This window comes from Klebsiella sp. WP8-S18-ESBL-06 (assembly GCF_014169755.1).
Classification (GTDB): domain Bacteria; phylum Pseudomonadota; class Gammaproteobacteria; order Enterobacterales; family Enterobacteriaceae; genus Kluyvera; species Kluyvera ascorbata_B.
Genome location: NZ_AP022256.1, coordinates 4,612,248 through 4,638,848 on the forward strand (window position 1 = coordinate 4,612,248; position 26,601 = coordinate 4,638,848).

The 26,601-nt window shown below is 56.8% G+C and carries 21 protein-coding genes, 1 pseudogene and 1 riboswitch; of the genes and pseudogenes, 11 read left to right on the forward strand and 11 right to left on the reverse strand.

Going from position 1 to position 26,601, the window contains the following annotated elements; genetic code table 11:
* Window positions 1-8: 8 nt before the first annotated feature.
* A complete protein-coding gene (malG, locus tag H7R76_RS22075; RefSeq protein WP_106928603.1) occupies window positions 9-899 on the forward strand; it encodes a maltose ABC transporter permease MalG in 891 nt (296 codons plus the stop codon).
* A 178-nt stretch (window positions 900-1,077) separates the two neighbouring features.
* On the opposite strand, the gene psiE is transcribed toward malG, so the two are convergent.
* Window positions 1,078-1,488, reverse strand: a complete 411-nt coding sequence (psiE, locus tag H7R76_RS22080; RefSeq protein WP_064546622.1) for a phosphate-starvation-inducible protein PsiE — start codon at window positions 1,486-1,488, stop codon at window positions 1,078-1,080.
* Between the two features lie 289 nt (window positions 1,489-1,777).
* Between psiE and H7R76_RS22085 the strand changes: the two genes are divergently transcribed.
* Window positions 1,778-3,097: an L-cysteine desulfidase family protein gene (locus tag H7R76_RS22085; protein WP_182966501.1), complete on the forward strand. Its 1,320-nt coding sequence runs from the start codon at window positions 1,778-1,780 to the stop codon at window positions 3,095-3,097.
* 16 nt (window positions 3,098-3,113) lie between these two features.
* Here H7R76_RS22085 and H7R76_RS22090 read toward each other — a convergent pair whose 3' ends face one another.
* From H7R76_RS22090 to pgi, 5 genes are all read right to left on the reverse strand, one after another.
* Window positions 3,114-5,210: a YjbH domain-containing protein gene (locus tag H7R76_RS22090; protein WP_182966503.1), complete on the reverse strand. Its 2,097-nt coding sequence runs from the start codon at window positions 5,208-5,210 to the stop codon at window positions 3,114-3,116.
* On the reverse strand, window positions 5,210-5,947 hold the full coding sequence (locus H7R76_RS22095; RefSeq protein WP_106928609.1) for a capsule biosynthesis GfcC family protein: 738 nt from the start codon (window positions 5,945-5,947) through the stop codon (window positions 5,210-5,212). The genes H7R76_RS22090 and H7R76_RS22095 overlap by 1 nt, the downstream gene beginning before the upstream one ends.
* Entirely contained in the window at window positions 5,944-6,582 is a 639-nt protein-coding gene (locus tag H7R76_RS22100) for a YjbF family lipoprotein (protein WP_197975072.1), read from the reverse strand. Before H7R76_RS22100 ends, H7R76_RS22095 begins: the two co-directional genes overlap by 4 nt.
* Before the next feature lie 61 nt (window positions 6,583-6,643).
* Window positions 6,644-6,895: an exopolysaccharide production protein YjbE gene (yjbE, locus tag H7R76_RS22105; protein WP_035895200.1), complete on the reverse strand. Its 252-nt coding sequence runs from the start codon at window positions 6,893-6,895 to the stop codon at window positions 6,644-6,646.
* 336 nt (window positions 6,896-7,231) lie between these two features.
* Complete coding sequence (pgi, locus tag H7R76_RS22110) at window positions 7,232-8,881, reverse strand: glucose-6-phosphate isomerase (RefSeq protein ID WP_182929652.1); 1,650 nt, start codon at window positions 8,879-8,881, stop codon at window positions 7,232-7,234.
* Window positions 8,882-9,125: 244 nt separating this feature from the next.
* Window positions 9,126-9,323, forward strand: a riboswitch (Lysine riboswitch).
* Window positions 9,324-9,416: 93 nt separating this feature from the next.
* On the opposite strand from pgi, the gene lysC reads away from it, so the two are divergent.
* Window positions 9,417-10,769: a lysine-sensitive aspartokinase 3 gene (gene lysC / locus H7R76_RS22115; RefSeq protein ID WP_106928615.1), complete on the forward strand. Its 1,353-nt coding sequence runs from the start codon at window positions 9,417-9,419 to the stop codon at window positions 10,767-10,769.
* 42 nt (window positions 10,770-10,811) lie between these two features.
* On the opposite strand, the gene H7R76_RS22120 is transcribed toward lysC, so the two are convergent.
* Window positions 10,812-11,597 carry a nucleotidyltransferase domain-containing protein gene (locus H7R76_RS22120; protein WP_182966505.1) on the reverse strand — a complete coding sequence of 262 codons (786 nt, stop codon included), beginning with the start codon at window positions 11,595-11,597 and terminating at the stop codon, window positions 10,812-10,814.
* Between the two features lie 5 nt (window positions 11,598-11,602).
* Window positions 11,603-12,730, reverse strand: coding sequence for a slipin family protein (locus H7R76_RS22125; protein ID WP_182966507.1), 1,128 nt, complete (start codon window positions 12,728-12,730; stop codon window positions 11,603-11,605).
* Window positions 12,731-13,178: 448 nt separating this feature from the next.
* Between H7R76_RS22125 and rtcR the strand changes: the two genes are divergently transcribed.
* From rtcR to H7R76_RS22140, 3 genes are all read left to right on the forward strand, one after another.
* Window positions 13,179-14,759: an RNA repair transcriptional activator RtcR gene (gene rtcR / locus H7R76_RS22130; protein ID WP_182929655.1), complete on the forward strand. Its 1,581-nt coding sequence runs from the start codon at window positions 13,179-13,181 to the stop codon at window positions 14,757-14,759.
* 111 nt (window positions 14,760-14,870) lie between these two features.
* Window positions 14,871-15,797, forward strand: a complete 927-nt coding sequence (gene panS / locus H7R76_RS22135; RefSeq protein ID WP_182966508.1) for a ketopantoate/pantoate/pantothenate transporter PanS — start codon at window positions 14,871-14,873, stop codon at window positions 15,795-15,797.
* A gap of 145 nt (window positions 15,798-15,942) precedes the next feature.
* The gene (locus tag H7R76_RS22140; protein WP_106928625.1) at window positions 15,943-16,215 is read left to right on the forward strand and encodes a YjbD family protein; all 273 of its coding nucleotides are present in this window, start codon (window positions 15,943-15,945) and stop codon (window positions 16,213-16,215) included.
* Here the strand turns inward: H7R76_RS22140 and rluF are convergent.
* Entirely contained in the window at window positions 16,212-17,084 is an 873-nt protein-coding gene (gene rluF / locus H7R76_RS22145; protein WP_182929657.1) for a 23S rRNA pseudouridine(2604) synthase RluF, read from the reverse strand. The two genes, H7R76_RS22140 and rluF, sit on opposite strands and share 4 nt — an antisense overlap.
* A gap of 215 nt (window positions 17,085-17,299) precedes the next feature.
* Here rluF and H7R76_RS22150 point away from each other — a divergent pair, with 215 nt between their 5' ends.
* The 3 genes from H7R76_RS22150 to pepE all read left to right on the forward strand — a co-directional run bounded on the left by H7R76_RS22150 (window position 17,300) and on the right by pepE (window position 19,882).
* Entirely contained in the window at window positions 17,300-18,238 is a 939-nt protein-coding gene (locus H7R76_RS22150; protein WP_182966510.1) for a sugar-binding transcriptional regulator, read from the forward strand.
* Complete coding sequence (locus H7R76_RS22155) at window positions 18,231-19,043, forward strand: shikimate 5-dehydrogenase (RefSeq protein WP_182966512.1); 813 nt, start codon at window positions 18,231-18,233, stop codon at window positions 19,041-19,043. Before H7R76_RS22150 ends, H7R76_RS22155 begins: the two co-directional genes overlap by 8 nt.
* Window positions 19,044-19,192: 149 nt before the next feature.
* On the forward strand, window positions 19,193-19,882 hold the full coding sequence (gene pepE, locus H7R76_RS22160; protein ID WP_182968067.1) for a dipeptidase PepE: 690 nt from the start codon (window positions 19,193-19,195) through the stop codon (window positions 19,880-19,882).
* 97 nt (window positions 19,883-19,979) lie between these two features.
* On the opposite strand, the gene H7R76_RS22165 is transcribed toward pepE, so the two are convergent.
* A complete protein-coding gene (locus H7R76_RS22165; RefSeq protein ID WP_106928635.1) occupies window positions 19,980-21,611 on the reverse strand; it encodes a Na/Pi cotransporter family protein in 1,632 nt (543 codons plus the stop codon).
* Between the two features lie 51 nt (window positions 21,612-21,662).
* Between H7R76_RS22165 and H7R76_RS25310 the strand changes: the two are divergent.
* Window positions 21,663-21,774 (forward strand): annotated as a pseudogene (locus H7R76_RS25310) (hypothetical protein); the annotation flags it as partial.
* Between the two features lie 106 nt (window positions 21,775-21,880).
* On the opposite strand, the gene metH reads toward H7R76_RS25310, so the two are convergent.
* The gene (gene metH / locus H7R76_RS22170; protein ID WP_182929659.1) at window positions 21,881-25,564 is read right to left on the reverse strand and encodes a methionine synthase; all 3,684 of its coding nucleotides are present in this window, start codon (window positions 25,562-25,564) and stop codon (window positions 21,881-21,883) included.
* A gap of 195 nt (window positions 25,565-25,759) precedes the next feature.
* On the opposite strand from metH, the gene iclR reads away from it, so the two are divergent.
* Window positions 25,760-26,587 (forward strand): glyoxylate bypass operon transcriptional repressor IclR, encoded by an 828-nt coding sequence (gene iclR, locus H7R76_RS22175; RefSeq protein WP_182929660.1) that lies wholly within the window; start codon window positions 25,760-25,762, stop codon window positions 26,585-26,587.
* The last annotated feature ends 14 nt before the right edge of the window (window positions 26,588-26,601 follow it).

The following is a 26,601-nucleotide window of genomic DNA, read 5'->3' on the forward strand; positions in this document are numbered from 1 at the left end:
CAACGAACATGGCTATGGTACAACCCAAATCTCAGAAACTGCGTCTCTTTACCACGCACCTGCTGCTGCTGATTTTCATCGCGGCGATTATGTTCCCGCTGCTGATGGTTATTGCTATCTCGCTGCGCGAAGGGAACTTCGCCACCGGCAGCCTGATTCCAGAAAAAATCTCCTGGGAGCACTGGAAACTGGCGCTGGGCTTCAGCGTTGAGCACGCCGACGGTCGCGTCACGCCGCCACCGTTCCCGGTGCTGCTGTGGCTGTGGAACTCGGTGAAAATCGCCGGCATCACCGCCATCGGTATCGTGACGCTGTCCACGACCTGCGCCTACGCCTTTGCCCGTATGCGCTTTCCGGGCAAAGCGACGCTGCTGAAAGGCATGCTGATTTTCCAGATGTTCCCGGCGGTGCTGTCGCTGGTTGCCCTGTACGCGTTGTTTGACCGTCTGGGTCAGTACATTCCGTTTATCGGTCTGAACACCCACGGTGGCGTGATCTTCGCCTACCTCGGCGGTATTGCGCTGCACGTGTGGACGATTAAAGGCTATTTCGAAACGATCGACAGTTCGCTGGAAGAAGCGGCCTCACTGGACGGCGCGACGCCGTGGCAGGCTTTCCGCCTGGTACTGCTGCCGCTCTCCGTACCTATTCTGGCGGTGGTGTTTATCCTGTCGTTTATCGCCGCCATTACCGAAGTACCGGTTGCATCGCTCTTGCTGCGTGATGTGAACAGCTACACCCTGGCCGTGGGTATGCAGCAATACCTCAACCCACAAAACTATCTGTGGGGCGACTTTGCCGCAGCGGCTGTCCTTTCCGCCATCCCTATTACCGTCGTCTTCCTGCTCGCGCAGCGTTGGCTGGTAAACGGCCTCACGGCCGGCGGCGTGAAGGGCTAAGTTTCATCGTTAATGCCACTGTTATCATCCTCAACTTGTACGAACCCTAACTTGTGACTGTTTGGCGCTCTTCGGAGCGCCTCTTTTTTTGCCTGTCTATCGGAAGCTGGTCGGATACTTCAACGCCCCCGTCCGGCAACCTGCGCGATATTGCCCGATGGCGCTGCGCTTATCAGGCCTACTCGCGTTTGAGGCGCTTCGAGTTACACAGCCACAGCGTAATCACCAGCAGCAGAATGGCGGCAGAATAAATCAGCACATCCAGCGGAGACTTATGGTCGACGATAATCAGCCGCACAATCGCGGTGATGCCAATATAGACAAAATAGCGCAGGGGAAAATGGAAGCCTGACTGAAAGTACTTCACAATCAGCGCGATAAATTCGAAATAGAGGAAGTAGACCACCAGCCCCTCCACCAGTTCGTACTTGCTGGTGCGCTCCGGCGCAAACAGTACATCGGCCAGATGTACCGTCTCTTTACCAAGAAAAACAATCAGGATCAGGCCCAGGCTGAGCAAGCCCAGGTTCAGGACGGTCTGCAAAATTGTGGAGATAAACTCTACGCGTGGGCGAGTCAGTGACGTCATAGCAAGCACCTCTTTCGCTGGGCCGAGATCTTTGTATAGCGCAAAAGTGTGATCCAGATCTAGTTTTTCTGGTCAACTTTTCACCGCCATGCGGCCCGTCGTATCCGGTTATTCAAGCCCGGATCGGGTATCTGAGGCGGTACCTTGGTGCATTTTTGCGTGAGAAACGGCTTAAAGAGAATAATTTTCTTTATATTGCCTCTGGTAAGGAAAAATAGAGTAAGTTTTTCCTCATAAAAGCACCTAAATTAACCTTATAAATAACAGGTTTATTTGGGGGCATCACCGCATGCGTTACGTCTCTCCTTCCCTTTTTATCCAGTGGCTCAAGCAAGAAGTTACGCCTGCATTAGGCTGCACCGAACCGGTGGCTATCGCATTTACCGCAGCCTATGCCGCCCGCTATCTGCCCGGCCCCTGCGAGCGCATCAGCGGATTTATTTCCGCCAATCTGTATAAAAACGCCATGGGCGTCACCATTCCTGGCACGACCGTTTCGGGCGTAAGCCTGGCCGCCGCCATTGGCGCCTTTGGCGGTCATGCTGATAAAGGCTTACGTGCGCTGGAAGGGATTACCGAGCACCACGTTGAATTAGCCAACGCGTTAATCAACACAGGCAACGTCACGATTAACGTGGAGGACACGTCCGATTTTATTCACCTCGACCTGACGCTGCTCGCCGCCGGGCAGTCCTGCCGCGTGGTGGTCAAAGGCACCCACACGAACGTGGTGGCGCTCTATCTGAACGATGAACCGCTGGCGCTGGAACAGCCTGACGGGAAGGCCGCGAACCCTCACGCGCTGCCAACCTTCAGCCTGCGGGACGCGTTCGATTTTATTACCGCAGCACCCGCGGAAGAGATCGCGTTTATCCTCGAAGCAGGCCGCCTGAACTCGGCGCTGTCGCAGGAAGGTAAACGCAAAAAATACGGTCTGAATATTAACGGCGCTTTCGCCGATGCGGTGAATAAAGGGCTGATGAGCAACGATCTGATGAGCAAAGTGATCATTGATACCGTTGCCGCCTCCGATGCCCGCATGGGCGGCGCACCGGTCATTGCGATGTCTAACTTCGGCTCCGGCAACCAGGGGATAACCGCGACGATGCCAGTCGTGACCGTCGCAAACCATCTCAATGCCGATGAAGACACTCTGGCGCGCGCGCTGGCCCTATCGCACCTGACGGCCATCTCCATCCACTCGCGCTATACCCGTCTGTCCGCGCTTTGCGCCGCCTCGACGGCGGCCATGGGCTCGGCGGCAGGCATGGCCTGGCTGTTCACCCGCGATCCCGATGTCATCAACGCCGCGATTACCAACATGGTTAGCGACATTACCGGCATGATTTGCGACGGCGCGTCTAATAGCTGTGCGATGAAAGTGTCTTCGGTGGTTTCCAGCGCCTTCAAAGCGGTGCTGATGGCAATGCAGAACAGCTGCGCCAGCGCTAACGACGGCATTGTATGCCGCGACGTAGAGCAAACCATCAATAATTTGTGCCGGCTGGTGGTTCACCCGATGACGCATACCGACAAAGAGATTATCAGCATTATGGTGGACAAGTCGTTTCCACGCGACGCCGTGCTCGTCGACAGCGTCGCGCATTGAACCCACGAGGCAGTCGTCAGCGGAAGTTCTGGCTCTTATCGCCGGTCATGTTGTACAGCTCGAACTGACGTCCCAGCATCTGACCACCGTCGCGCGTCAGCGGCGTCCAGCCAACAACCGCGCGGCTGCGGGTTGGGCCGGAGGTGAAGAGATCCATCGGGATATTCACATAGACCCCTTTGGTGAACTGCCCTTCGCCATACTCATCCGCAGAGACGTTGGTAATGGTGGCGTATGCGCCAACCACAATGCCGCTGTCGAAGTGTTTCGAGATATCCAGCGTGCCGCCTTTATCTCCCGCCAGATACTGCCCGACGCTGGCTTTCACCAGCACATCCTGAGCAAACGACGGCGTCCAGTAGGCGGTCAGGTGCCCGGTCTTCACGCTGTAGTCGGTAAACTTCATCATGTCCTGCGCGCTGCGCCAGTCACGCTGCTTCACGTAGTTGGCGTTCAGGCCAAAGGCCCAGTTGCTGTCCACCGGACGATAGAGCACTTCCGCCCCCGCGCCGCCGTACATGGTTTCCAGATAGCCGCCGTAGACCTGGCCGTAGAAATCATTGCCCAGATACTGGAAGTAGTTGGCCTGCAGGTTATTCACGTAGACATCGTTTTCCACGTATTCGCGGATGTGCGTACGCACGCGCGGCAGCGCCGAATCCTTCGGCGGGTTGGTGTAATTAAACTTGCCGTAGTTATTGGCGAGGTTAGCGAACAGGCTACCGCTGGTCAGCAGGTGGTCAGTCACCCACCAGTCAGCCGAGCCCATGACGCCGACCTGATACATATAGAAACTTTCCGGCCCGCCGATCGACTGGCTCAGCACCGGATCGATATGGAAATCAAAGCGCGATTTGTCGATATACCAGCCCTGCTCGGTTTTATCCGGCACGCTCGGCGCGACGCGTTTTTGCACCAGCGGCGTCTCCTGCCCCAGCGGCTCCCCGTCGAGATGCCGTTGCAGGCTTGCTACATCGGTTTCCGTGGTCACTTCCGGCAGATTCAGCCGCGTCTCGGTAATGCGGATCGTGCGGATCCCTTCCGGAAGATCGTTGGCGATGATCCGATTGGCGCGTTCGATCCCTTCCCGCGAATCACGATACTTCACCTGCTCACCGGTGACGTACAGCGTGTCGCCCTGCACCTGAATTTTCGGCGCCGCAAAGCCCGCGTTGTACTTAAGCTGGGTCAACTGGTTTGCCACTACCGAATGCTGGAGGATAGGGTCCTGCGGCTGAGGTCGATAGGTCGGGCGCGCGTTGTCGTTATAGGACGGACGCAGATCGTTAAAGTTGGTGCGCAGGGTAAAGCCGAACATCACCGTATTGCCACGTTCGTAGCTGAGGTTCACATCGGCCCAGTCGGTAACGCGATAAATAGCGCCGACGTTAATTTTGCTCTTCTGATCGAGCTTGCCAGCAAAGTCCTGCTGGTAGTTGTTACCTTCATACTCCAGCTTCAGACGCAGCGGCTGCCACGGCGTCTGGTACTCAATACCGCCAAAGTAAGCCGCCGGGCCATGGAACATCTGGCTGCCATCAACCGAGCCCGCTTTACGATAGCGATTATCGCGGTAGCAGTATTTGTCGCTGTAGGAGCAGAACGGGTTGGTGGCGTTACCGCTGGTGCCGAGATAGCCCCAGCCTAAGCCGAGAGTAAAGTCGAACGGCCCCCAGGCTTTGCTGGCAACAATATATTCCGAGTCAAACAGGCCGGTACCGCCGATATCGCGCGCGCCGACCGCCACCTGCGGCATCCAGTAGCTCTCTTCCCACAGGCGCAGCTTCACGTCGAAGGCTTTATCTTTGTAGGTTTGCGAGCCGGAGAAGGCATCCACGCTGCTGTAGTCTTTGGTGCGCACATCGGTATAGCGCAGCGTGGTTTCCAGCCACGGGAAAAGCTGGGCGGAGGCGGAGTAATAGCGGTACTGATCGTTATCGCGATAGTTCAGGCTGAACTCGCCGTCGCGCGCCATGCGCGCCGTTGGGGTTTGCAGCAGGCCTACGCCGCCAAAGTCTGACTGCGAGGGGTCGATAGGGGCGGGAAACGTTTCCGCATGGCACGCCGCACTAACCGACAGGGCCAGCAGGCTGTAAAGACAAGCTTTTTTCATTATTCAGGTCTCCGCTGCGACAGGGAGCGAAGGATTTCAGCGTTCAGCGCTTCGTATTTTTTCGTCCACCGTGAGTCGGCAAAGCCGACAAACAAAATGCTGCCGGGCATCGGTTCAACGTGCCGCTTATTCCAGTACGCCACCGGCGCTTTTTGCGTGCGCCCGTCCGGGTAAATCACCCAGGCGTAGCTGCGATCCGCGCCGCTGAGCAGGCTGATATCATCGAGGTAGCTGGCCGCGTCGCGCCCCGGCGTGAAAGGGATTTTTCCCGGTTTATCCACCAGACCCACCAGCGTGATGGTGGAAGGTTCACGCCCCAGCCACAGGGTGTAATGACCTTCGAGTGGCGGGTTATTTTTACTGCGGACCCGTACGGTGTCAGGGTCCAGCGGCACTAATAAACGCCCGGTCACCGGGATGGCCTGCAGTTGGTTGCGCAGGGCATTTATCGCCCCCGCCTCGCTGCCGCCCTCATCCGCCGCAAGCGCGGCCAGTTCTGCCAGCAGCGCCTGATGTTCACGCTCGGCTTGCGCAGTTGCCAGCGGAGAGGCGATCGCCGCGCCGGGCCACCAGCTTCCCGCCAGCCTCGGTTGCCCGACCAGGTCGGCCAGCCGTTCGGCGTGGGTTAAGGTCAGCGGCTTTTCAACGCCCGCCATATGAACCTCGACGGTACCTGCCGCCTGAGCGGCAAAGGAGATAGCGCTGAGCATGGCGGCGATAATTAACGGTTTTTTCATGATTTCGCCGCCTTGATAAGCATGGTTTTCACCGGGAAGGTTCCTGCGCCGAGATATTGTTCCGACTGGCGAATTTGCCCTTCGCTGTCGACCCAGTAGCGGTTGCGCCAGCTCGCTTCAGAAGTGCTCACCTCTTCTTCCAGCACACGTACGGTGGTGTCCTGGCCCGAGAGGATCAGCGTGTCGTTGCCATCCCAGTGGAAGGTGGACGTGGCGGTGGCATAGCGCACCTGCTGGTGCTCGGTCCAGCCCATGGTCCGCGTCCAGCGCGCGCCGTCGGTTATCTGGTTCGGGCGGGCCAGCGGGTCGTTGTCGAGATTATTCATCGTGAGCAGGTTGTCGCCCGCCAGCTTGGTTTTTACCAGGCGTCCATGCTGTGTCACCAGCATTGCCCGGTCCTGCGTCAGCCATTTCTGCTGACCTTCCTCGGAATACGCCAGCACCACGAAGATCTGCGGTCCGCCGTTAAGCTGCATATATTGGCTGGCGTATGGCATGGTCTGGATTTCATCGTCGGTAAGCTGTACGCCCGACTCACCGGATACGCTTTGCCAAAGCGATTTCCCCAGTCCCTTGGTGCTGGGTGAACACGCCTGAAGCAACAGGCAAATAAGGGGAATAACAAGTCGCTTCACGACGCTTCTCCAGGGGCAAAATAACCACACCGAAGTGTGGTTAGGATTAACGTACCGTTTTTTATTGAGTACGGGTGGTGGTTGTCGTACTGGTCGTGGTGGTGGTCCCGGTGTTGGAACCATCACCGCCAGCCGCTGCCAGCGCCATACCGACCGCAGAACCTACGGTGCTGGCGCTGGTGGCGGTTGAACTCCCGGCCGACACTGACGTTGCTGCTGCACCAGCTGCTTCACCTGTTTCAATCGGTGCCGCGCTGGCGCTTGCCGCAGCAAACGCCGATATGGCAAAAATGCCATAGAGGATTTTCTTCATACGTATTCCCTTCATTAGATGAATGGATATGTACCTGAGAATATTCAGGCGTCATCGAGTATACACAACCAAATGAACGGAATTCGGTGATGGGAAATAATGGGAGGTTTTTTCGGAAAATATGAAAATGAAAGACAAGAAAATAAAATATCAATAAATAACAGCGTGTTATCTATTAACTTAAGAATGGCAATATACGGTTAATCCGAAACATACATCTGGGATAGGTGATATTTAGGATTATGCTCAATATCAATATAATTCAGAAAATGAGGATATACGGAATTATCTGACAAAAAAATGCCGGCATGATGCCGGCATTGAGAATATATAACCTTACGCGCGCCAGGATTTATAACGGTTGATCAGACCGTTGGTGGAGCTATCGTGGCTGTCGATGGCGTTATCATCGTTCAGCTCCGGCAGGATGCGGTTAGCCAGCTGTTTACCCAGCTCTACGCCCCATTGGTCGAAGGTGAAGATGTTCAGGATAGCGCCCTGGGTGAAGATTTTGTGCTCGTACAGGGCAATCAGCGCACCCAGGCTGTACGGGGTAATTTCGCGCAGCAGGATGGAGTTGGTTGGACGGTTGCCTTCGAACACTTTGAACGGTACCACGTAGTCCAGGGTTGCTGGGTCTTTACCCTGGTCACGGTATTCCTGCTCAACCACTTCGCGAGATTTACCAAACGCCAGCGCTTCGGTCTGGGCAAAGAAGTTAGACAGCAGCTTCGGATGGTGGTCAGTCAGCGGGTTGTGGCTGATGGCCGGGGCGATGAAATCGCACGGAACGATTTTGGTCCCCTGGTGAATCAGCTGATAGAACGCGTGCTGGCCGTTGGTGCCCGGCTCGCCCCAGATGATTGGGCCAGTCTGGTGTTCAACCTTGTTGCCGTTACGGTCAACGTACTTGCCGTTGGACTCCATGTTGCCCTGCTGGAAGTACGCGGCAAAGCGGTGCATGTACTGGTCGTACGGCAGAATCGCTTCAGTTTCGGTACCGTAAAAATTGTTGTACCAGATGCCGATCAGCGCCAGCAGTACCGGCAGGTTTTTCTCCGCCGGCGTGGTGGAGAAGTGCTTGTCCATCGCGTGCGCGCCGGAGAGCAGCTCAACGAAGTTGTCGTAACCCACGGACAGAATGATAGACAGACCAATCGCGGACCACAGAGAGTAGCGGCCGCCAACCCAGTCCCAGAACTCGAACATGTTGGCCGTATCGATACCGAATTCAGACACCGCTTTACCGTTGGTAGACAGCGCGGCGAAGTGTTTTGCCACGTGCTTCTGGTCGCCTGCGCTTGCCAGGAACCAGTCGCGCGCGCTGTGGGCGTTGGTCATGGTTTCCTGAGTGGTGAAGGTTTTAGACGCCACCAGGAACAGCGTGGTTTCCGGGTTCAGGTTTTTCAGCGCTTCGGCGATGTGGGTGCCATCGACGTTAGAAACGAAGTGCATGTTCAGGTGATTTTTGTACGGGCGCAGCGCTTCGGTCACCATGAAGGGGCCGAGGTCAGAGCCGCCGATACCGATGTTCACCACGTCAGTGATGGATTTGCCGGTATAGCCTTTCCACTGACCGGAGATGATCGCTTCAGAGAAAGCTTTCATCTTCTCCAGCACGGCGTTCACTTCCGGCATCACGTCTTTGCCGTCAACGATAATCGGGGTATTGCTACGGTTACGCAGCGCCACGTGCAGCACGGCACGGTCTTCGGTGCGGTTGATCTTTTCGCCAGAGAACATGGACTTGATGGCACCGCTCAGATCGGTCTCTTTGGCCAGATCCAGCAGCTTAGCCAGGGTCTCTTCGGTGATGCGGTTTTTGGAGAAATCGACCAGCATCTGATCGTCGAAGGTGGCGGAAAACTTGCTGAAACGGTCGCCATCTTCGGCGAACAGTTGCGCAATGGTAACGTCCTTCATTTCATCGAAGTGTTTCTGTAGTGCCTGCCACGCAGCGGTCTGCGTTGGGTTAATGTTTTTCATTAGCAATACCCTTCTGATTTAAAAATCGTAACTGTCCTCGATTGTAGCGCCTGTCACAAAAAATTGTGATGGTTTTAATGTCATCCCCCTAAGGGATGAGAAAATTGCGCATAAAACAGACAAAAGTATAGCCTTCATAAGCCGCATTACTGTGGGGCTATGGCGCATGAAAAATCCGCATAACCCCAGCGTTGACAAGCGACCCGCTAACCCTTTATTTATAAATGTACTACCTGCGCATGCGCAGGCCAGAAGAGGCGCGTTGCCCAGGTATACGGTGTTGGAGGAACCCATCCTGTGAAAACACCTGAAGGGGAGCAACGCCGAGATGGCTGAACAACAGGTTACGTTCAACATCGGCTACAGGGGCTGAATCCCCTGGGTTGTCACCAGAAGCGTTCGCAGTCGGGCGTTTCGCAAGTGGTGGAGCACTTCTGGGTGAAATCGTAGTTGTTTATCGCTCTGCGCCCACCCGTCTTTCGCTCTTCCCTTGTGCCAAGGCTGAATAATAAAAATCCCCTGACACGAGGTTCATATGACAGCAGCAGTAGTCGTCGCCAAGTTTGGCGGTACCAGCGTAGCCGATTTTGACGCTATGAATCGTAGCGCCGATGTGGTGCTTTCCGACGCCAACGTGCGTCTCGTCGTGCTGTCTGCCTCCGCAGGCGTCACCAACCTGCTGGTTGCGCTGGCCGAAGGGCTGGAGCCAGCCGAACGCGTGGCTAAGCTGGACGCCATTCGCGCCATTCAGTACGCCGTGCTGGAACGGCTGGCAAACCCTGCCGTCATTCGCGATGAAATTGAACGCCTGCTGGAAAATCTCGCGACGCTGGCGGAAGCCGCCTGCGCAGAAACGTCTACCGCGCTGACCGACGAACTGGTGAGCCACGGCGAGCTGATGTCGACCTTATTATTCGTTGAAATTCTGCGTGAACGTCAGGTTCAGGCGCAGTGGTTCGACGTGCGTAAAGTCATGCGCACCAGCGACCGCTTTGGCCGCGCCGAGCCGGACGTGGCCGCGCTGGCCGAACTGGCCGCGCAGCAGTTAGCGCCACGTCTTGAAGAAGGCCTGGTGATCACTCAGGGCTTTATCGGCAGCGAAAGCAAGGGTCGTACCACCACGCTGGGCCGCGGCGGCAGCGATTACACTGCCGCCCTGCTTGGCGAAGCGCTGCACGCCACCCGCGTCGATATCTGGACCGATGTTCCCGGTATCTACACCACCGATCCGCGCGTGGTGCCTGCGGCGAAACGTATTGATGAAATTGCCTTTGAAGAGGCCGCCGAGCTGGCGACCTTCGGCGCGAAGGTTCTGCATCCGGCCACGTTGCTGCCAGCCGTACGCAGCGACATTCCTGTGTTTGTCGGCTCCAGTAAAGATCCCAAAGCGGGCGGCACGCTGGTGTGCAACGAAACCGCCAATCCGCCGCTGTTCCGCGCGCTGGCGCTGCGCCGTAAGCAAACGCTGCTGACGCTGCACAGCCTCAACATGCTGCACTCACGCGGCTTCCTCGCGGAGGTATTCGGCATCCTCGCGCGCCATAATATTTCGGTGGATCTGATCACCACCTCAGAGGTCAGCGTTGCGCTGACGCTCGACACGACCGGCTCGACGTCAACCGGCGACACCCTGCTGACGCAGTCGCTGCTGATGGAACTGTCGGCGCTGTGCCGCGTGGAAGTCGAAGAAGGCCTGGCGCTGGTGGCGTTGATTGGCAACGACCTGTCCAAAGCCTGCGGCGTGGGTAAAGAGGTGTTCGGCGTACTGGAGCCGTTCAACATTCGAATGATTTGCTACGGCGCGTCCAGCCATAACCTGTGCTTCCTGGTGCCGGGTGCGGAAGCCGAGCAGGTGGTACAGAAGCTGCACCATAATTTGTTCGAATAAGTAGACGTCAACGCCCGATGGTTCTTAGGCCATCGGGCATTTTCAGCGCATCACCGTATCATATAACAGTCTGTCCAGCGCCCGGACATCCCCTTCCCGGCTGTCTGGTAAGGTCGGCGGGATTTCTCCTCTCTCCAGTTCGCCGCGGATAAACGCATGTAACAATGGACGACGCGGACCATACTCAGCCTCACCTGACCGCTGTTTGCGCGCCAGCAATTCGTCGATTTCCTGACGCAATGGCGCATCCAGTTCACTTCCCGCCAGCAGCTCGGCAAAACGCATCGGCGGTACGCCCTTGCCTGCTTCCACCCAACGTACAGCCAGCAGCGGCCGAATGACGTAGAAGTACTTCTTCAATCGCACATCGTCACCTTGCAAATAACCACGGAAGTTTTTCCGCGCCATCGAGTAGTAGTGCCAGCGGGCACGTAGCGGAGAAAACCATTTGGGCACCAACGCTTTCAGCGCCGAAACGGTCACTTCATCATGCTGATAGACAACTGGCGAATCCAGCCACTCGATAAGCGTCGGGTTTGCGCCTTTGAGTAACCCCAGCGCCTTGCGCCATTCCCAGCCGCACACGTCCAGCTCATCATCTATCGGCAGCTCGATAACATCGCGTGGCGCTTCGACCCGCAGATACCATTCAGGGGGATGAACATAGAGAAATCGCACGTCGTAGTCGCTGTCCGGCGAGGCAAATCCCCAGCCACGGCTGCCGGATTCACAGGCATACAGCACCCTGACGCCATAACGCTGCTCAACCTCTTTTAGCTGGCGCAATACCCTTGCACGCATTGCGCTGTCCACTGTGTTGTCGCTCATTATTCTTATCCTTTTATGTTCACAAGGCCGTGCAGCACCTGATCCAGGCCCCCGAACACCGAGATTTTATCGATACGCTCAGCAACTCTTTCGAGGGTTTCCAGTTCTTTTAAGCGCAGCGCTACCGGGTTGTTTTCCATCACTTTTGCCGTATTTAACAGCGATCGCGTGGCGGCCGTCTCTTCACGACGTCGGATCACGTTGGCCTGGGCGGATTTTTCCGCTTCAACCAGTTGCGATAAAATAGCCTTCATATCGCCGGGCAGGACAATATCCTTCACCCCCAGTGAAGCCACCTCAATACCAAACGGCGTCATACGGGCTTTCACCTGCGCGCTCACCACTTCATCGATCGCCTGCTTATCTTCCAGCAATTCGTCCAGCGTGCGCGTTCCCACCGCTTCACGCAGCGCAAACTGCAATTCACGGTAAAGGTGATCCAGCGGTTTAGTCAGTTGACCAAATGCCAGCAACACATCGCTATAACGCCAGTTCGCCGCCAGGTTTAAACGCAGGTTGACCTTATCTTTGGTCAGTATCTCCTGGCCGCCAACCTCCAGCACCTGCAAACGGGTATCCACCACTTCCGCTTCAATCAGATGGTTTACCTTCCAGTATGCCGTCAGACCTGGCGACAGTAATGCCTGTGTCTCACCGTCAATTTTCAGCACACCGACGTGCCACGCCGGGACCTGCACCGTTAAGATAGCTTCGCGACCTTTCACCGCACCGCTGCGACGTGGCTGTAATACTGCGTTCATCACGTCAACAGGAACCAAAACCTGACGTGTATCCATCCGTACCAGCTTCAGCGCTTCATCGGCCTGCCAGTACAGACGGCGCGTTGCCGGTGGCAAAATTTCCTGCAAGACGCCGTTCACATACAGCGCACCTGCTTCAGTATCGGTTAAATCAGCTACCACACAGTACTGCTCCACCCATGTAGGCTGGAAGCGACGTAAATACTCCGCGAGCGCTTCCGGAATTTCGCTGCCATCGGTATTGATTACCAGAACGTCCGGAGTGTTAAACCATGGCAAACGGTGTTCACCTGCATCCAGTACCTGATAGTAATCACCCTGTCGGGATAACAGGCCAAGCTGGCCTTTACGAATAGTGATTTTTTTCATCATTTTTTATTCCTTATTGTGAGTCAGGCGCGGGTGCAGGGGCGAAGCGACAGGGGAATTCCCTTTTGCCTGTCACACGGCATCATTACCGGCAGCCTGTTCTGGAGCGTGCTAACTGCACATCACTCCGCTTTATTTCTATGATTAACAACCCGTTTTCATTCGGGGATGAAATTGGGAATCGAACCCACTGTGTGTCATCGGCTGACGGAACGCGCCCGGAAAACAGCCTGTACCGTTCCTGACGTGCCGGCGGGGTTTAACCCCCTGCGCTTTCAGCGTGATTGACGTAAGAGTTATTGCCAGAAGCGTGCCAGGAATTAAAACAGGCATATTTAATTTTTAATTAATTGATTTTTATAATTTTAATTATTAACGCCAATAATGGCGGTTGTCTCGACGGGTTAATTTTTTTATCTTTTATTCTCTTATTTATCTTTTTGGATAAACCATGAAGAAGCGACGGGTAGTGATTGGCGTATTGGGAACGGTGCTCGATAAGCGCGGCAAGCGGGCCAATCGGTTTAAGAAGTGGCGACCCACGGTTGGGCTATGCCAACAACCCGATTTCCCTGTCGACAGGCTGGAACTCCTCCACCAGCCACGCGATGAGAGCATGGCGCAACGGTTGATTGAAGACGTCGCGCTGCTTTCGCCGCACACCCAGGTTCGCCCGCATGCCGTCACCATTAACGATCCGTGGGACTTTGAAGAGGTCTACGCCGCGTTTCTCGACTTTGCCACGCATTATGAATTTGATACGGAAAACGAAGAGTATCTGGTGCACATCACCACCGGCACTCACGTGGCACAAATCTGCTGGTTTTTGCTGACGGAAGCGCGCTACCTGCCCGCCAGCCTGCTGCAAACCGGCCCGGCGCCACGCGGTTCATCCGATGAGGCCGTCGCCGCTGGCGTCTGCTCGGTTATCGATCTCGATTTAAGCCGCTACGCCACGCTCACCAGTCGTTTTCAGCGCGAACAGCAGCAGTCGGTCTCTTTTCTGAAAGCCGGGATTGATACGCACAACGCCACCTTCAATAAACTGATCGATCGCATTGAGCGGGTCGCTCTGCGTTCGACCGACCCGATCCTGCTCACCGGCCCTACCGGCGCGGGCAAATCCTTCCTCGCGAAACGCATTTTCCAGCTACGCCAGTCGCGGCATCTGGTAGCGGGAAAACTGGTGGCGGTTAACTGCGCGACCCTGCGCGGCGACAATGCGATGTCCACGCTGTTCGGTCACGTGAAGGGAGCCTTTACCGGTGCGCTCACGGCGCGTAGCGGATTACTGCGAGAGGCCAATGGCGGCGTGCTGTTTCTCGATGAGATCGCCGAATTAGGGCTGGATGAGCAGGCCATGCTACTCAAAGCAATTGAAGAAAAAACCTTTTTCCCGTTTGGGTCAGACAAAGAAGTACGCAGCGATTTTCAGCTGATTGCCGGCACCCATCGCGACATGCGGCAATGGGTCGCTGAAGGCCGTTTTCGCGAGGATCTCTACGCGCGTATCAACATGTGGTGCTTCGCCCTGCCCGGTCTGGCGCAGCGGCGGGAAGATATCGCGCCGAACGTCGAGTATGAGCTGCAACGTTTCTCCAGCAGCAAACAGACGCAAATCCGTTTCGATAAAGAAGCCCGCGCTTCCTATCTGGCATTTGCCTGCTCCCCACAGGCGCAATGGCGCGGCAACTTTCGCGAGCTAAGTTCATCCATCGCGCGCATGGCGACGCTTGCCGAACAAGGTCGCATCACCTTATCCCTTGTCGAAGAAGAGATTGCGCTGCTAAAGGAGAGTTGGCAGATAGCCACTCCGCAGCCTGAACTGAATATGGACATTGACCTGTTCGATCGCCGCCAGTTAGAAACGGTACTGGAAGTGTGCCGCCGCTGCGCGTCGCTGTCGGAAGCCGGACGCGAACTGTTTGCCGTCTCGCGGCAGAAAAAAGCCAATCCCAACGATGCAGACCGCCTGCGCAAATATCTCGCTCGTTTCGGGCTAAGCTGGGAAAATCTCCGCAGCGCAACATGAACATAATTTGTTTGAATAATATCCCATCACGCGATAAACAATAACTATAGCCGGGCTCGAACCCGGCTTTTTTATAACAACACAACATCTTTAAATCGCAAGGAATACAACATGCTCGCCGTTCTCACCCGGCTGTTCCCGCTTTGGGCGCTGCTGCTCTCCGTTATCGCTTATTTCACCCCCACGACCTTCACGCCGATTGGCCCGCAGGTCCCCTCGCTGCTGATGCTGATTATGTTCGGCATGGGCGTGCACCTGAAGATTGACGATTTCAAACGTGTGTTATCGCGCCCGGCGCCGGTGGCTGCGGGGATATTTCTGCATTACCTGGTGATGCCGCTTGCCGCCTGGCTGCTGGCGCTGATTTTCCATATGCCGCCGGAGCTTTCTGCCGGGATGGTGCTGGTCGGCAGCGTCGCCAGCGGCACGGCATCTAACGTGATGATCTATCTGGCGAAAGGTGACGTGGCGTTGTCCGTTACCATCTCGTCGGTCTCCACGCTGGTCGGCGTGATCGCGACGCCGCTGCTGACGCGCCTGTACGTTGATGCGCATATTCAGGTCGACGTGATGGGAATGCTGTTGAGTATATTGCAGATTGTGGTCATTCCGATTGCGCTGGGCCTGGTCATTCACCATCTGTTCCCCCGCGTGGTTAAAGCGGTCGAGCCTTTCCTGCCCGCCTTTTCCATGGTGTGCATTCTGGCCATCATCAGCGCCGTGGTAGCCGGTTCTGCTGCGCATATCGCATCGGTAGGGTTTGTGGTGATTATCGCGGTCATTCTGCATAACACAATCGGTCTGCTCGGCGGCTATTGGGGCGGACGGCTGTTCGGCTTTGATGAGTCGACCTGCCGCACGCTGGCGATTGAAGTCGGCATGCAAAACTCTGGCCTCGCGGCAGCGCTGGGTAAAATCTACTTCGGCCCGCTGGCTGCACTGCCTGGCGCGCTGTTCTCAGTGTGGCATAACCTGTCGGGATCGCTGCTGGCGGGATACTGGTCAGGAAAGCCAATCGAAGATAAAAAAGACAAATAACGCTCGAGAGTCGGCCCGATAAGCGGAGCGCCATCGGGCTAAATAACGCACCTTGCCGGATGGCGGCGTCAACGCCTTATCCGGCCTACAAAGATTTGCCCCTTTGCCGTACACTGGGTTAACTATCCGATTGAGGGCACTCCCTATGGCACTCCCCCGCATTACGCAAAAAGAGATGACCGAGCGCGAACAGCGCGAGCTGAAAACCCTGCTCGACCGCGCGCGCATCGCACATGGCCGCCCGTTGACGAACGCGGAAACTAACGGCGTGAAAAAGGAGTACATCGATAAGCTGATGGTACAGCGCGAAGCGGAAGCGAAAAAAGCCCGCCAGTTAAAGAAACAGCAGGCTTATAAACCGGATACCGAGAGTTCATTTTCCTGGTCGGCGAACACGCCGACACGCGGCAGGCGTTAACGCCCTTTCTTTTTCCGCCCCGGTGCGGTGAAACGTTTACCGTTGCCCGCCGGGCGCGCCGGTTTCTCGCTGGTTTTTTCCATCTTCACCACCGGGCGTTTGATCCCCGCGGTTTTCGGCTTGGCCTTGGCTTTTGGTTTCGCCTCGGAAGAGGAGTTCTCAATCAGCTTAAACAGGTCAATCAGCTCATCGTCCGTCAGATCGCGCCACTCGCCCAGCGGGATACCCGTGAGGCTCACGTTCATAATGCGCGTACGCTCAAGCTTCGTGACTTCATAGCCAAAGTGTTCACACATGCGGCGAATCTGGCGATTCAGCCCCTGCACGAGGGTAATACGGAAGACAAACGGCGCTTCTTTCTTCACTTTGCACTTTTTGGTCACGGTGCCGAGAATCGGTACGCCCGCGCCCATGCCGCGAATAAACTCATCGGTGACCGGCTTATCAACCGTGACCAGATACTCTTTTTCGTGGTCGTTGCCGGCGCGCAGAATCTTATTCACCAGATCGCCGTGGTTGGTGAGAAAAATCAGCCCCTGGGAGTCTTTGTCCAGACGGCCTATCGGGAAGACGCGTTTGCTGTGGTTAACAAAATCCACAATGTTATCGCGCTCGCCGTCTTCGGTCGTGCTGACGATGCCGACAGGTTTATTCAGCGCAATCAGCACTAAATCATCCGCTTCACGCGGCTCAATCAACCGACCGTTGACCTTCACAACGTCGCCCGGCATAACCTGGTCGCCAATGGTGGCGCGTTTACCGTTGATAAAGACGTTGCCCTGTTCGATAAAGCGATCCGCTTCGCGACGCGAACAGATACCGCTTTCGCTGATGTATTTATTTAATCGGGTTGATGAGTCTGGCAGCATAAATTCTCCTTTGGCAGCGGAATATACCTTACCTTACGGGTGAGAAAAAATAGTCCGTCGCAAATCGTTGTACATATCACGCCAGCTTTGCACAAACGTGCAATTACCCAACCGAACATATCGAGCAAATACGCTTGAACTCCTTATACAGCGGCGCTATACCAGATCCATACCCTGACCACGACGTTTTGCACATATGTGCAGGAGCCCCTTCGATGGAAAACAGCGACGATATCCGTCTTATCGTGAAAATTGCTCAGCTCTACTATGAACAGGAGATGACGCAGGCGCAAATTGCGCAGTCGCTGGGGATTTATCGCACCACCATCAGCCGCCTGCTCAAACGCGGGCGCGAGCTGGGGGTGGTGACTATCGCCATTAACTATGACTACAACGACAGCCTGTGGTTAGAAGAGCAGCTTAAACAGATATTTGGCCTGAAGGAGGCCGCCGTCGCCCCGCAGGAAGCCGAGCTCGGAGCCTATGGCGCACCGCTGGTGGAGCGCCTGCTCTCGGCTAACGCCATCATTGGCTTCGGCTGGGGTCGCGCGGTCAGCATGCTGGTCGAGGCCCTCCCCACCGCCAGCCAGCCGCGCCAACATGTCTGTGTTCCGATCGTCGGAGGACCGTCGGGCAAGCTGCCGAGCCGTTACCACGTCAACACGCTCACCTACGCTGCCGCTGAACGTCTGAAGGCGGAGTCTTACCTCGCGGACTTTCCGGCCCTGCTGGATAACCCGACGATTCGCAACGGCATCATGCAGTCACAGCATTATCAAACGCTGGCGGGCTACTGGCAGAAGCTCGACGTCGCGCTGGTGGGCATCGGCTCGCCGGCGATTCGTCATGGTGCCAACTGGCAGGCATTTTACGGTAACGCGCAAAGCGATGAACTGATTGCCCGCGGGGTGGCTGGCGACATCTGCTCACGCTTTTTCGATAGCGATGGCGCAACGGTGCTCACCGACATGCACGAGAAAACGCTTTCTATCCCGCTCTCCACGCTACGCCAGGCACGTGACATCGTTGGCATTGCGGCCGGAGAAGAGAAGTACGACGCCATTCTTGGCGCGCTGCGCGGTAAACACATCAACACACTGGTGACCGACCGGGCCACCGCTGACTATTTAGTACGAGGACACGCTCATGATTAACCGTGATACCCAACTGTGCATGTCGCTGGCCGGACGCCCCGGCAACTTCGGCACCCGTTTCCATAATTTTCTGTATGAAAAGCTGGCACTTAACTTTATCTATAAGGCGTTTACCACCCAGGATATTGAAGCCGCAGTGAAAGGCGTACGCGCCCTGGGTATTCGTGGCTGCGCGGTCTCTATGCCGTTTAAAGAGAGCTGCATGCCGTTTCTGGATGCTATCGATCCGTCGGCAAACGCCATCGACTCAGTGAATACTATCGTCAATGACGATGGCCACCTGACCGGATTCAATACCGACTACATCGCGGTGAAAAGCCTGATCGCCAGCCATCGTCTGGATACCTCTGCCCGGGTAATGATTCAGGGCAGTGGCGGCATGGGCAAAGCGGTGATTGCCGCTTTCCGCGACGCGGGATTTAGCGATGTCATTATTGCGGCTCGTAATGAGGTTAACGGCACGGCGTTAGCAAAACAGTACGGCTTCCGGTGGCAGCCACGGCCGGAAGCTGAGGGTATCGACATTCTGGTTAACGTCACGCCTATCGGTATGGCGGGCGGTAAAGAGAGCACGCAGCTTGCTTACAGTGAAGCCATGGTGACACGCGCCAGCGTGGTCTTTGACGTGGTGGCTTTGCCCGCAGAAACGCCGGTGATTCAACTCGCCCAACGCCTGGGGAAAAAGACGATTAGCGGTGCTGAAGTGATTGCCCTCCAGGCGGTGGAGCAGTTTGTCATGTATACCGGCGTGCGCCCGGACGATGCGCTGATTGCAGAGGCAGCGGCGTTTGCCAGAGCGGGGTAACGCGCATCAAAGAGCGTCTGCCGGAGGCGTAGCCAAAGCTCACTTTCAGCACACCGCCTGCAACACCGTGAACTGCATCAGTAAGCTGACCGGCACAGGATGATAACATGCCGCCCTGATTGATAGTTTTCTGATTAATAGGAGAAATGATGGACTTACTTCTGCTGAGTAACTCAACGCTGTCGGGCAAAGCCTGGCTGGAACACGCGCTGCCGTTAATTGAGGCACGGCTGAACGGCCGCCGCCGCGCGGTGTTTATTCCCTTTGCTGGCGTCACGCAGACCTGGGATGAGTACACGGCAAAAACCGCTGCCGTGCTGGCTCCGCTGGGCGTGTCGGTCACCGGCATTCATACCGTGGCGGACCCGGTATCGGCAATTGAAAACGCCGAACTGATCATTGTCGGCGGCGGCAATACCTTCCAGTTGCTTAAAGAGAGCCGTCAACGCGGCCTGCTGACGCCAATTGTTGACGTGGTCAAACGCGGCGCGCTGTATATCGGTTGGAGCGCAGGGGCGAATCTGGCCTGCCCGACCATTCGGACCACCAACGATATGCCCATTGTCGATCCGCAGGGCTTTGATGCACTGGGCCTGTTCCCGCTGCAGATTAACCCCCACTTCACCAACGCACTGCCTGAAGGTCATAAGGGTGAAACCCGTGAACAGCGTATTCGCGAGCTGCTGGTCGTCGCGCCAGAATTAACGGTGATTGGGCTGCCGGAGGGCAACTGGATTGAGGTCGCGCAGGGTCATGCCACGCTCGGCGGGCCAAACACCACCTACGTGTTTACCGCCGGAGAAGACGCGATCGCGCTGGAAGCCGGCCACCGCTTCTAAACGCTATTGCCGGATAGCGGCGCGATAACCTTATCCGGCCTGCAGTGAACGCGACCTGCAGGGCGGATAAGCGCAGCGCTATCCGGCGCGGATTCCGTTAGTAATCATCGCGCTCGTCGTCTTCGTCCGGCTGCTCCAGCACGCTGTAGGCCACCGAACAGAACAGCGAGTTCAGCCGCTGCATATCCCCCAGCAGCGCCAGATGCAGGGTACTGGTCTCAATACTCTGCACGTTCTGCTGATGCAGTCGATCGACGTGCGCATGCGCATAGCGGCGGTTCATGATACGGAAACGGTGCTTGCTGCGGCGCAGACGGCGGGCGCTGGTCATGTCGCCGGAGAAGAAGACCGACATTGCCAGCTGCAGGTTACCGAGCAGCAGTTCGTACAGCGCGTCCAGTTCTTTAAGGCCTTCTACGGAAAACGCGCGGCGCGCAGCCAGCGATTTATCGGCAATTTCGCTGCCCATTCGCTCAATAATATCCGACGCCTGCTCCAGGTTGAGCGACATCTCGATAATCTCCGCCCAGCGGCGAGACTCCTCTTCCGCCAGTTCATCCTTCGGCATTCGCGCCAGATAGAGCTTGATGGCGGTGTAGAGCACGTTGATATCGTCCGCCTGCTTGCGCAGGTTTTTCTCTTCGCGCGGCTCGCCGTTCATCACCTTTTTGAGCCCTTCCAGCATCTGCTCGGTGGCATCGCCGATGCGCAGGGTTTCGCGCGCGGCATTGGCCAGCGCCAGCGTAGGGGTGTCGAGCGCGGTCACGTCCAGATGCTTCGGCTTCAGGCTGCCCTCCAGCTCTGGTTCATCGCGGATCATACGTTTACACAAACGCGCCATCGGTTCGGCGAACGGTACCATCGCCACGCAGCGAATCAGGTTGTAGAAGACGTGGAAATAGATAACCAGCTCTGATTCCGCCAGCGGAAGCTTGTGCAGCGTGTCGGCCAGCACGTGAACGAACGGCAGAATCAGCAGGCTGCCCACCAGCTTAAACAGCAGGCTTCCCAGCGCCACACGGCGCGCGGCGGCGTTGGCGGCGCTGTTGTTGAGCATCGCCAGCAGGCCGGAACCGAGGTTGGCGCCAATCACCAGACACAGCGCAACCGGGAAGGAAATCACACCAGCGGTGGTCAATGTCGCGGTCAGCAGCACGGCGGCCAGGCTGGAATAACTGATGATGGCGAACACCGCGCCAATCAGCGCATCCAGCAGAATATCGCCGGTCAGCGAGGCGAAGATCACCTGCACGCCGTTGGCCTGGGTGATCGGCGTGACCGCCTGAACGATCAGCTCCAGCGCCAGTAGTATCAGGCCAAGGCCGATGCCGACGCGGCCAAGCTGGCCTTCTCGGGTTTGTTTACGACCCAGGAAGAAGGTCACGCCGATAAAAATCAGCAGCGGCGACAGCCACGAAAGATCGAATGTCAGGATTCGCGCCATCAGCGCGGTCCCGACGTCGGCCCCGAGCACGATAACCAATGCTGGCGTCAGCGCGACAAGGTCCTGAGCAACAAACGACGTCACCAGCATGGTGGTGGCGTTGCTGCTCTGCACCAGCGCCGTCACGCCAATACCCGCGCAGAAAGCGAGCGGCTTTTTCTCTACGCTACGGCTCAGTACGGTACGCAGGCGCGCGCCGAAGACGCGCATCACGCCGGTACGGACGATATGGGTTCCCCACACCAGCAGGGCGACGGCGGAAAGCAGGTGTAGCAGCGTTAACACGGAATCGGGTTCTCCTTATTGTTATAGGTTCCAGAGGCAAGCGGTGTTGGCATCATGCCTGATGGCGCTGCGCTTATCAGGCCTACAAACCCGTAGTACCTTTATCAGGCCGACAGAATTTCCCCGTAGGCCGGATAAGGCGTTTACGCCGCCATCCGGCAAGCCGCGCAGGCGAGCCTCCTTTCAGTATAAGGGTTTACGCGCCAGAAAGAGACAGGGCGCTCATTGAGCGCCCTGTTTGTTGTAAGGAAAGATGACGATTTTGTGAATTAATCGGCATCGTAGCCGAGGTTTGGCGCCAGCCAGCGTTCCACTTCCGCCACGCTCATTCCTTTACGCTGCGCGTAGTCTTCCACCTGATCGCGTTGAATTTGCGCCACGGCGTAGTACTTGCTGTCCGGATGACTGAAGTACCAGCCAGAAACGGACGCTCCGGGCCACATGGCGAAGGATTCCGTCAGCTTCATGCCGGTGTGTTTTTCGACATCCAGCAATTCCCAGATAGTGCCCTTCTCGGTGTGCTCCGGGCAGGCCGGGTAGCCCGGCGCCGGGCGAATCCCCTGGTAGTTTTCACGGATCAGCTCGTCGTTACTCAGGTTTTCGTTCGGTGCATAGCCCCAGTAAACCTTACGCACGCGCTCATGCAGATACTCGGCAAAGGCTTCCGCCAGACGGTCGGCAATCGCTTTCACCATGATCTTGTTGTAGTCGTCGTGCTGCGCTTCAAACGCCTCGGCCAGCGCATCTTCTTCCAGGCCGCCGGTCACGGCGAAAGCACCAATATAGTCGGCTTTGCCGGAGGTTTTCGGCGCCACAAAGTCAGACAGGCAGTAGTTAGCAAAGCCGACTTTCTCGGTCTGCTGGCGCAGATGGCGGCTGACGGTCAGCACATGGGTACGCGTTTCGTCGCGATAGATTTCCACGTCATCGCCCACGCGGTTGGCCGGGAACAGGCCTACCACGCCGCGCGGGTTGAGGGTTTTCTCGGCGCTGAGCTGATCCAGCATGTCGTTCGCGTCTTTAAACAGGCGCTTCGCCTCTTCACCCACGACTTCGTCTTCAAGGATGCGCGGGAACTTGCCGGCCAGCGACCAGGTCATAAAGAACGGCGTCCAGTCGATGTAGTTGCGCAGGGTTTCAATGCTGGCTTCCACTTCCTGCACGCCCAAACGGTGCGCCACCGGCGGCGTGTAGCTGTCCCAGTCAAACGCCAGATCGTTTTCACGCGCGGCAGCCAGCGTCACCGGCGGGGTACGCGGTTTCTTACGCCCGTGTTGGATACGCACGGTTTCGTACTCTTTACGCGTGCGCGCGACAAAGTCATCGTGCTGGGTGTCAGAGAGCAGCGCGGCGACGACGCCAACGGTACGCGAGGCGTTCTGCACGTAAACCGTCGGGCCGCTGTAGTTCTGCTCAATTTTCACCGCCGTGTGCGCTTTCGAGGTCGTCGCGCCGCCAATCAGCAGTGGAATGGTAAAGCCCTGGCGCTCCATCTCTTTCGCCACGTTAACCATTTCGTCCAGCGACGGAGTAATCAGCCCGGACAGGCCAATCAAATCCGCATTGACCTCTTTGGCGGTTTTGAGAATTTTGTCCGCCGGCACCATCACGCCAAGGTCGATGATTTCGTAGTTATTACACTGCAACACCACGCCAACGATGTTTTTGCCGATGTCGTGCACATCGCCTTTCACCGTCGCGATGACCATTTTGCCGTTGCTGGAGCCTTTCTCTTTGCTGGCCTCAATGTACGGCTCAAGATAGGCCACCGCCTGTTTCATCACGCGGGCGGATTTCACCACCTGCGGCAGGAACATTTTGCCCTCGCCGAACAGGTCGCCGACCACGTTCATGCCGTCCATCAGCGGCCCTTCAATCACCTCGATAGGGCGCGCGGCCTGCTGGCGAGCCTCTTCGGTATCCAGCTCAATAAATTCGGTTATGCCTTTCACCAGCGAGTATTCGAGGCGCTTTTTCACATCCCAACTGCGCCATTCCGCCTGCTGTGCGTTTGCGCTGTCGTCGGTTTTGCTGCCGCGATATTTCTCGGCCAGCTCCAGCAGACGCTCGGTGCCATCGTCACGACGGTTAAGGATCACATCTTCAACCGCATCGCGCAGCTCGGCGGGCAGGTCGTCATAGATAGCCAGCTGCCCGGCGTTGACGATCCCCATATCCATGCCATTGCGAATGGCGTAGTAGAGGAACACCGCGTGAATGGCTTCACGAACCGGATCGTTACCACGGAACGAGAACGACACATTGGAGACGCCACCGGAGATCAGCGCGTGCGGCAGTTCGCGTTTGATGTCTTCACAGGCACCGATAAAGTCCTGCGCGTAGTTGTTGTGCTCTTCAATGCCGGTTGCCACGGCAAAGATGTTCGGGTCGAAGATGATGTCTTCCGGCGGGAAGCCGACTTCTTCGGTCAGAATTTTGTACGCCCGGCGGCAAATCTCAATTTTACGCGCGCGGGTATCGGCCTGGCCGACTTCATCAAAGGCCATCACCACCACTGCCGCACCGTAGCGACGTACTTTTTTCGCATGCTCGATAAACGGTTCAATGCCCTCTTTCATCGAGATGGAGTTGACGATGCCTTTGCCCTGAATGCACTTCAGCCCTTTTTCGATGACGTCCCATTTTGAGGAGTCGATCATAATCGGCACGCGGGCAATGTCCGGCTCACCGGCAATCAGGTTAAGGAAACGTACCATCGCCGCTTCGGCGTCGAGCATCCCCTCATCCATGTTGATATCGATAATCTGTGCGCCGCTTTCCACCTGCTGGCGGGCGACGTCCAGCGCTTCGCTGTATTTCTCTTCTTTGATCAGGCGCTTAAACTTCGCGGAGCCGGTAACGTTGGTCCGTTCGCCGACGTTCACAAACAGGCTGTCATCGCCAATGTTCAGCGGTTCGAGGCCAGACAGGCGGCAGGCCACCGGGATTTCCGGCAGTTTGCGCGGCGGCAAGCCATCAACCGCGCGGCTCATCGCGGCGATGTGTTCCGGCGTGGTGCCGCAGCAGCCGCCGACCACGTTGAGGAAGCCTGCTTCCGCCCATTCGCGAATTTGTGTCGCCATGGTGTCGGCATCGAGATCGTATTCGCCAAAGGCGTTCGGCAGCCCGGCGTTCGGGTGCGCGGTAACGTAGCATTCGGCAATGCGCGACAGCTCCTGCACATACTGGCGCAGCTCGTCCGGGCCTAAAGCGCAGTTCAGACCAAAAGTCAGTGCATCGGCGTGGCGCAGCGAGTTGTAAAACGCTTCGGTGGTTTGACCGGAGAGCGTGCGGCCAGAGGCGTCGGTGATGGTGCCGGAAATCATGATCGGCAGGTCGACGCCCAGCGCTTCAAACTCTTCTTTAACGGCAAACACCGCCGCTTTGGCGTTGAGGGTGTCAAAGACGGTTTCAATCAGGATCAGGTCGCTACCGCCTTCCACCAGCGCTTTGGTGGATTCGCGATACGCTGCCACCAGTTGATCGAAGGTGATGTTACGGTAGGCCGGATCGTTGACGTCCGGTGAAATAGAAGCCGTGCGGTTAGTCGGGCCAAGCACGCCCGCAACGTAGCGCGGTTTATTCGGCGTACGTGCGGTCCATTCGTCTGCCGCCGCGCGCGCCAGCTTCGCCGCCGCAAAGTTGATTTCCGCCGACAGGGATTCCATCTGGTAATCCGCCATGGCGATGGTCGTCGAGTTAAAGGTATTGGTTTCGATGATATCCGCACCCGCCTCGAAGTAGGCGTTGTGGATAGCCGAAATCACCTCCGGCTTGCTGAGTACCAGCAGGTCGTTGTTACCCTTCAGGTCGCAGGGCCAGTCGGCAAAGCGTTCACCGCGAAAATCCTGCTCGCTTAAACGATAGCCCTGGATCATGGTGCCCATGCCCCCGTCCAGAACCAGGATACGTTCATTTAACTGCCGACGTAATTGTTCAACTTTGCTGCTCACACGCACTCCCGACCACGCTCAACGAAACCCAGAAAAAAGGTAATAAAGCATACTGGCATAAACTGGGGTGGCGGAAAAGGAAACAACCGTCTACATGAGACATGTTCAGCATGACTCATCGGAGCAGTAGAATCGGAGGTTGTATTATAATCAATAAAAACGAAAACTATTTCCACGATACAGAAAGGAGTTGCGATGGTCGCCAACGTTCCTGCTAAACGCGGTAGAAAACCCGCCCCTGCTACCGCCGCCGCCGCAACAGGCCAGGTGCAGTCGCTGACGCGCGGCCTGAAGCTGCTGGAGTGGATTGCCGAATCACACAGCAGCGTGGCGCTGACCGAACTTGCGCAGCAGGCCGGGCTTCCCAATTCCACTACCCACCGTCTGCTGACGACCATGCAGCAGCTTGGCTTCGTGCGTCAGGTCGGCGAACTGGGCCACTGGGCGGTAGGCGCGCACGCCTTTATCGTCGGCAGCAGTTTTCTGCAAAGCCGCAACCTGCTGGCGATTGTCCACCCCATTCTGCGTCAGCTGATGGAAGATTCCGGCGAGACGGTTAACCTGGCGGTACTCGATAAGAGCGACCATCAGGCCATCATTATCGATCAGGTGCAGTGTACGCAGCTGATGCGGATGTCCGCGCCGATTGGCGGTAAGCTGCCGATGCACGCCTCCGGCGCGGGTAAAGCGTTTTTATCCCAGCTGAGTGAAGAGCAGGTCACCGGGCTGCTGCACCGTAAAGGCCTGCACGCCTACACCCACGCCACGCTGGTGTCGCCGGTACATCTGAAGGACGACCTGGCCCAGACGCGCAAGCGTGGCTATTCGTTTGATGATGAAGAACATGCGCTGGGGCTGCGCTGCGTGGCGTCTTGCATTTACGACGAGCACCGCGAACCGTTTGCGGCCATCTCCATTTCCGGGCCGATTTCGCGCATTACCGACGACCGGGTCACCGAGTTTGGCGCAATGGTGATTAAGGCGGCGAAAGAGGTGACGCTGGCGTACGGCGGCATTAAATAAACAAAATGCCCCAG

Bases quoted from the DNA above. Each gene is read 5' to 3' on its own strand.
- malG (WP_106928603.1), top strand. From the start codon at position 9: ATGGCTATGGTACAACCCAAATCTCAGAAACTGCGTCTCTTTACCACG.
- psiE (WP_064546622.1), bottom strand. From the start codon at position 1,488: ATGACGTCACTGACTCGCCCACGCGTAGAGTTTATCTCCACAATTTTG.
- H7R76_RS22085 (WP_182966501.1), top strand. From the start codon at position 1,778: ATGCGTTACGTCTCTCCTTCCCTTTTTATCCAGTGGCTCAAGCAAGAA.
- H7R76_RS22090 (WP_182966503.1), bottom strand. From the start codon at position 5,210: ATGAAAAAAGCTTGTCTTTACAGCCTGCTGGCCCTGTCGGTTAGTGCG.
- H7R76_RS22095 (WP_106928609.1), bottom strand. From the start codon at position 5,947: ATGAAAAAACCGTTAATTATCGCCGCCATGCTCAGCGCTATCTCCTTT.
- yjbE (WP_035895200.1), bottom strand. From the start codon at position 6,895: ATGAAGAAAATCCTCTATGGCATTTTTGCCATATCGGCGTTTGCTGCG.
- pgi (WP_182929652.1), bottom strand. From the start codon at position 8,881: ATGAAAAACATTAACCCAACGCAGACCGCTGCGTGGCAGGCACTACAG.
- lysC (WP_106928615.1), top strand. From the start codon at position 9,417: ATGACAGCAGCAGTAGTCGTCGCCAAGTTTGGCGGTACCAGCGTAGCC.
- H7R76_RS22120 (WP_182966505.1), bottom strand. From the start codon at position 11,597: ATGAGCGACAACACAGTGGACAGCGCAATGCGTGCAAGGGTATTGCGC.
- H7R76_RS22125 (WP_182966507.1), bottom strand. From the start codon at position 12,730: ATGATGAAAAAAATCACTATTCGTAAAGGCCAGCTTGGCCTGTTATCC.
- rtcR (WP_182929655.1), top strand. From the start codon at position 13,179: ATGAAGAAGCGACGGGTAGTGATTGGCGTATTGGGAACGGTGCTCGAT.
- panS (WP_182966508.1), top strand. From the start codon at position 14,871: ATGCTCGCCGTTCTCACCCGGCTGTTCCCGCTTTGGGCGCTGCTGCTC.
- H7R76_RS22140 (WP_106928625.1), top strand. From the start codon at position 15,943: ATGGCACTCCCCCGCATTACGCAAAAAGAGATGACCGAGCGCGAACAG.
- rluF (WP_182929657.1), bottom strand. From the start codon at position 17,084: ATGCTGCCAGACTCATCAACCCGATTAAATAAATACATCAGCGAAAGC.
- H7R76_RS22150 (WP_182966510.1), top strand. From the start codon at position 17,300: ATGGAAAACAGCGACGATATCCGTCTTATCGTGAAAATTGCTCAGCTC.
- H7R76_RS22155 (WP_182966512.1), top strand. From the start codon at position 18,231: ATGATTAACCGTGATACCCAACTGTGCATGTCGCTGGCCGGACGCCCC.
- pepE (WP_182968067.1), top strand. From the start codon at position 19,193: ATGGACTTACTTCTGCTGAGTAACTCAACGCTGTCGGGCAAAGCCTGG.
- iclR (WP_182929660.1), top strand. From the start codon at position 25,760: ATGGTCGCCAACGTTCCTGCTAAACGCGGTAGAAAACCCGCCCCTGCT.